Source organism: Streptomyces himastatinicus ATCC 53653, assembly GCF_000158915.1.
GTDB classification, from domain to species: Bacteria; Actinomycetota; Actinomycetes; order Streptomycetales; family Streptomycetaceae; genus Streptomyces; species Streptomyces himastatinicus.
Window position 1 is genome coordinate 10,607,736 of sequence record NZ_GG657754.1, and the last position, 5,116, is coordinate 10,612,851.

Annotated in this window: 6 protein-coding genes; 1 reads left to right on the forward strand and 5 read right to left on the reverse strand. The window is 67.4% G+C overall.

Translation table 11 applies throughout. The annotated features are described in order from the left end of the window. Positions 1–12 precede the first annotated feature (12 nt). From SSOG_RS44690 to SSOG_RS44705, 4 genes are all read right to left on the reverse strand, one after another. Positions 13–414 carry a hypothetical protein gene (locus SSOG_RS44690; RefSeq protein WP_009720940.1) on the reverse strand — a complete coding sequence of 134 codons (402 nt, stop codon included), beginning with the start codon at positions 412–414 and terminating at the stop codon, positions 13–15. Further along, positions 411–1,367, reverse strand: a complete 957-nt coding sequence (locus tag SSOG_RS44695) for a fatty acid desaturase family protein (RefSeq protein ID WP_009720941.1) — start codon at positions 1,365–1,367, stop codon at positions 411–413. Before SSOG_RS44695 ends, SSOG_RS44690 begins: the two co-directional genes overlap by 4 nt. A gap of 11 nt (positions 1,368–1,378) precedes the next feature. Then, on the reverse strand, positions 1,379–2,332 hold the full coding sequence (locus SSOG_RS44700) for an iron-containing redox enzyme family protein (RefSeq protein ID WP_106516565.1): 954 nt from the start codon (positions 2,330–2,332) through the stop codon (positions 1,379–1,381). A gap of 66 nt (positions 2,333–2,398) precedes the next feature. Next, complete coding sequence (locus SSOG_RS44705) at positions 2,399–3,118, reverse strand: 2OG-Fe dioxygenase family protein (protein ID WP_106516734.1); 720 nt, start codon at positions 3,116–3,118, stop codon at positions 2,399–2,401. A 258-nt stretch (positions 3,119–3,376) separates the two neighbouring features. Here SSOG_RS44705 and SSOG_RS44710 point away from each other — a divergent pair, with 258 nt between their 5' ends. Beyond that, a complete protein-coding gene (locus SSOG_RS44710) occupies positions 3,377–3,991 on the forward strand; it encodes a pyridoxamine 5'-phosphate oxidase family protein (protein WP_009720944.1) in 615 nt (204 codons plus the stop codon). On the opposite strand, the gene SSOG_RS47405 is transcribed toward SSOG_RS44710, so the two are convergent. Then, entirely contained in the window at positions 3,979–4,902 is a 924-nt protein-coding gene (locus tag SSOG_RS47405; RefSeq protein ID WP_009720945.1) for a LysR family transcriptional regulator, read from the reverse strand. The genes SSOG_RS44710 and SSOG_RS47405 overlap by 13 nt on opposite strands. Between the last annotated feature and the right edge of the window lie 214 nt (positions 4,903–5,116).

Below are 5,116 nucleotides of genomic sequence, written 5' to 3' on the forward strand. Positions count from 1 at the left end.
CTCCGGAGCGCTTCAGCCGGGTTCGGAGCGTGCCGGATCGTGTGCTGGGTCGGGGAGGGCATGGGCGAAGGAGGTACGGCTTCGCCGGATCTCATCGGCGATGAACTCGCCCACGTGGCGGCTGTGCGGCTGGGCGCGGACCTCCGTCTCCCAGCTGGACCACCAGGTGCCCCCGGCGGGCTTGTCCTCCCGGAACGTGGCACAGAAGCTCAGCCGGGTGCCGTCTCCCGCGAGGGCGGGCCGCAGCTGGATGCGGAGGTCGGCCTCGGGGGCCTCGATGCGGATGACGTCGTCGACGCAGGAGACGCGGAGCGCGTCGGGGACGACATCGTTGATCAGGAGGCGTGCGTGATGGATGGCGGAGCCCCGCACGCTCATCGTGGCGTGCCGGACCCGGGCCACGGCAACGGTCATCGCCAGCTCCCCGGGGTGTGGGGCTCGGGCGCCTTCGTCAGGTTGTGCCGGGCGGCCGCGGCCGTCTTCCTGAAGAAGTCGAGATAGCTGCGCTCGACATGGGTGGCGTGCCGCCGCGCCTCGGCATGGCGCTCCGGCAGCCGGTTGATCGGCACGGTCATCGCCGCATGGTGCTCGATGTGCAGATTGTTGCCATTGGTGAACCAGGTGGTGAGCCAGCTGCCGCGGATGGAGCGGGTGTTGTGCAGCACATCGGTGGTCTCCGTGTCGCACAGCAGATGTTCGGGCAGCTCGACCAGGAAGTGCATCGGAACGGCGAACAGCAGCGGCACCACCCACAGCCGCAGCAGGAGGTCTCCGTACCCGGCGACGGCCACCGCGACGGCACCGGCGAGGACCACCCCCAGCAGCCGGTACTCGGCGATGATGTCCCGCCGGCGGCGTTCGGCTATCTGTCCCAGGTCATACGTCCAGCGGCCGGTGTAGCTCTGGCCGATGTCCTTGAGGACGGCGAACAGGCGCGGGTAGTCCAGGAGCCCGCGCAGCAGCAGGCCCCAGGTGAGTGGTTTGCGGGTGTCGAAGCCGAAGAACTCGGAGTCCTGCGGTGTGCCGAGGTAACGGTGGTGCTGGAGATGGCGCACCCGGTAGTGGCTGTAGGACACCAGCAGCGGGATGCCCAGCGGAACGCCGACCAGGCGGTGGGGCTTGGCGGCGCGGAACGCCGAATGATGCAGGCATTGGTGCTGGAGTTCCACCATGTGCGTGTAGAGGGCGCCGAGCAGAAGCGTTCCGGCGAGCGCGACGGGCAGGGAAGGGGCGAGGGCGAGGTATCCGGCGAAACCCACCAGGCCGAGGGCCACGACGAGCTTGGCGATGAAGACGGCTTCGTCCCGCCGGGCGACCCGTGCCTTCTGGAAGAGAAGCCGGGGCTGTACTGGAGAAGGAGCGGACATCTTCGGTCCCTTCAGTCACGGAGGGCGCGCATGGCCTGCCAGATGTGCCGGTAGTAGCCGTTGGCCACGCGGACCCGGGTGGCCACGCCGATGGAGATCGCCCGCAGCAGAGCGGGGGAGCGGTCGACGAGCGGTACGAAGACGCCGTCGAACCATTCGGCGCCGTGGTCGGCGTCCACATGGACATGGACCCGCTGGTAGTCGATGACGTCGGAGGGAACGCCCAGGCGGTCGCAGCCGTCGACCATGGCCTGGAAGCGGGGTGAGGCACTCTGCTCCAGGACACCCATCGCGCCCAGGGCACGGGGGTTGAGATGGCGGTGGATGCCGTACATCAGAAGCAGGCAGGCGTTCTCATAGGCCTCGGGGCAGTACAGCTGACCGCGGTCGATACCGGCTTTGTCCAGGCGGTCGCGCATGTAGACGGCGGAGTGCTCGAACATGCGGGTGTGAACGCCGTTGATGTCGCCCTCACCCATCTCGTCCCAGTAGTTCTCCGCGATGGTGAGCTTGGTGTGGCCCTCGGTGCCGATCTGGACCATGGCCATGAGGTCGTCGAACTTGCTGTCGACGAGTTCCTCGCCCATGAAGAAGAGGGCCATCTCCTCCAGGCTCGCCTCCTGGGCCAGGTAGTCGCAGAACTCCGGCTGGGTGTGGGCGTCCGCGACCGCGAGGAACCACTCACGGAAGACGGCCCCGTCGGCGGGCAGGTCCGCGGTGTCGACCTGGGCGTCCTCCCACGCGAGCCAGGCGTCCTCGATGGCGGTGATCTCCGGGTCGGTGTTGAGCCGGGGAATGGACGCGAACGCCTCCGGCCCCGCCATGTAGGCCACGTAGTGCTCGTGCAACCGCCCCAGCAGGGACAGCCGGGTCTGCGGATCGGGGGTGCCGTGATCGGGGAAGGCCGAGCCGAGCTGGTCGGCGAACGTTGCGGTGGGCGCCTCACGGAAAGTGGTGAGCGTCATGTGCGGTGTTCCTTCCTTGAGCTGGGTCTGAGCTGGGCACATCGAGCCGGGTGCGCGTGGCACGGCTCAACGGGGCTGAGAACCGCGGGTGATGACGTCGATGAACACGTCCCGGTAGCCGGGACGGTCCGGGGCCGCGGGAGTGATGGGGGTGGCGTCGTGCAGCGTCTCCCCGTCGTCGGCGATCAGCGTGTCGCCGGGGGCGGTGAGCGTCTCGGAGTGGACTTGACGGCGCGTCACCGCGTCGTAGAGGCCGCTGCGGCCGCCCTCGATGCCGCACCGGCGGACCAGGAGGGTGACGACGTAGTCCACGCCGTCGCGGTGCATGCCCTCGGGGGTCGGATTGCCGGTCTGTTCGCTGCTGGTGGTGATCCGGTTCTGGAAGCACTGGTGGTGCCATACGTCGAAGCCGTGCACCTCGGTGAGGACGGCGGTGAGACCGGCCAGCAGCCCGCGGAACAGGGACCCGGAGGTGATCGCTGTCTCGATCGGCTCATAGGTCCGCAGCACACCCCCGTTGAGATGGTTGATGTCCGGGCTCTGGAGGTAGGGCCGGGGCTCCAGTTCGTCGATGAGGCCGTCCGCGTACACGTTGAACACGGAGTGCCGGCGCCTGCGGTAGGTCTCGCCGTGCGCCATGAACGCGTCGACCGGCAGCCGCGACCAGCTGTCGGCGAACGTGTCCCAGTCGGCCGGAGTGCTGTCGTCCTCGTCCAGGAGCGTGAAGACGCTGCCGCTGGCAAAGCGATTCTCCACGATTTCCTTCGCCCATATCGTAGGGGGCATGTTCATCCTTTCCGGCTGTGGTGGCGTGTCGGTATTCCGGGGTTCCGGGATTTCCGCACGCCGTTCCTGTCATGTGCCGGTGACCATGTCCGACAGCGTTCCCCAGTTCCCGGCGAAGAGCCACCACGATGAAGAACGACGGCATAATTCTGACCGTCAGGAATGGGTAATGTTCGCGATATGTGTACGGTCATTGCATGCAGTGCCGAACGGCTTCAACGATGGACCGACCGTGATGTCGCCTGAAAGAGGACGATCATGTCTGCACCCGGTCACGACTTCTATGGCCAGGGCCCGCGCCGGGTCCAGGAACTCCTGGGCACCCGGAGGCTGGCGGATCACATCGCACAGCGCTACGTGGCCGACCGGCTGGACGACGCGGCGGCCGGGATCGTCGAGGCGGCGGACTGCTTCTACCTCGCCACCGCCAACGCCGCGGGGGCTCCCGACTGTTCCTACAAGGGAGGGCTCCCCGGCTTCCTGAAGATCCTCGCCCCCGATCAGCTGATGTTCCCCAGCTACGACGGAAACGGCATGTTCCGCAGCCTCGGAAACATCCTGGAGAATCCCCGCGTGGGGATTCTCATCATCGACTACGAGAAGCCGATAAAGCTGCGCATCAACGGCGAGGCGCAGGTTTCACAAAACCCCGAACAGCTCGAGGTCTTCCCGGAGGCGGACGCGGTCGTACACATACGGACGACGGAGGTGTTCGAGAACTGCCCGCGCTATCTGCACGAGGTCGGACAGCGCCGCCATTCCGACTACGTGCCGCGTCCCGGCCATGTTCCGCCGGACCCCGAGTGGAAGTTGAAGAGTGAATACGAAGGGCTGGTCCGGCTGCGGAATCAGCGCCCGGATCAGGTTCCGTAGGCGACGCCCGCGGTGCGCGTATAGGCCTGCTGGAGGCGTTGCTGCAAAACGGTGAACCACCCGGTGGCCGCGGCGGCGGCCTCGGCGACCAGCACCACCGTGCGCGCGGGCGCGGGGATCTCTCCGGCCTGAAGACAGCGGGCGAGGTCGCTGCGGGTGGCGAGCGCCGAGGACGGCACGAACGCCAGGGCGTTCAGGGCGATCGCCATCTCCTGGGCGAGCACCCAGTCGTCGGTGCGGCCCACCGGTCGTGCGGTGATCTTGTGGCGTGCCAAGTGGGTGGCGATGAGACGGTCACAGTCCGATCCCGCCCGGGGCAGCACCCAGCGCATCGCCGACAGCGGCTGACCGGCGCCGGGCCGGGTCACCGCGGAGATGAGATCCGGCGGCCCGACGAACAAGAACGGGTCGTGCCGTAAGGGCACGACCCGTAGCAGATCTCGTGGTTCTTCACCTGTTTCCTGGAGTGAGACCGCCGCTTCCAGAACGCCTTCTCCCACCAGCCTCCGCCCCTCGTACGGGGCGGTTTCGAATAAGTGCATGTCGAACGGTAAGTCCCCGGAGCAGCTGATCGCCGGCAGGACGCAGCGCACCAGCGCCGAGGGGAACGCACCGACCTTGACGCAGCGCCTCCGCGCCACCGTCATCGCTCCGTCCGCCGAACGGCGGGAGACCGAGGACTCCCACAGGTCCGCGATCTGGGAGGCGATCTGGGCGATGCGGGAGCCGTCCTCGGTGAGCCTGATGCCTCTCCCGTCCGGCTCCACCAGAGGGAACCCGCACTCCGAGCCGAGCGCCTTGATCTGCTGGGAGACCGCTGACGGCGACAGATGAAGCGCCTTGGCCGCAGCATGGATGCCACCGTGTGACCGTACGGAGTGCAGAGTGCGGAATTGCTGCAAGCTGACCATGTTCGCCTTCCGTTGACTGTCCGAAGCAGGCGCGGGAGTGCGGTGATGCCTGTCCTGATGTCCGCTGTTACATCCATCGATTCCAGGTCGCGAAGGCACGGACCGGAAAGGTACCCATTCCCGAGACCTTCACCGGCACGGCGGTGAAGCGCACACCGGACGACGGCAGCTGGTCGAGGTGCGTGAGGTGCTCGACCAGGGGGATCCCGGCGCC

Excerpts from the sequence above, each read along its gene's own strand:
- SSOG_RS44695 (WP_009720941.1), bottom strand. The coding sequence starts at position 1,367 with ATGTCCGCTCCTTCTCCAGTACAGCCCCGGCTTCTCTTCCAGAAGGCA.
- SSOG_RS44705 (WP_106516734.1), bottom strand. The coding sequence starts at position 3,118 with ATGCCCCCTACGATATGGGCGAAGGAAATCGTGGAGAATCGCTTTGCC.
- SSOG_RS44700 (WP_106516565.1), bottom strand. The coding sequence starts at position 2,332 with ATGACGCTCACCACTTTCCGTGAGGCGCCCACCGCAACGTTCGCCGAC.
- SSOG_RS47405 (WP_009720945.1), bottom strand. The coding sequence starts at position 4,902 with ATGGTCAGCTTGCAGCAATTCCGCACTCTGCACTCCGTACGGTCACAC.
- SSOG_RS44690 (WP_009720940.1), bottom strand. The coding sequence starts at position 414 with ATGACCGTTGCCGTGGCCCGGGTCCGGCACGCCACGATGAGCGTGCGG.
- SSOG_RS44710 (WP_009720944.1), top strand. The coding sequence starts at position 3,377 with ATGTCTGCACCCGGTCACGACTTCTATGGCCAGGGCCCGCGCCGGGTC.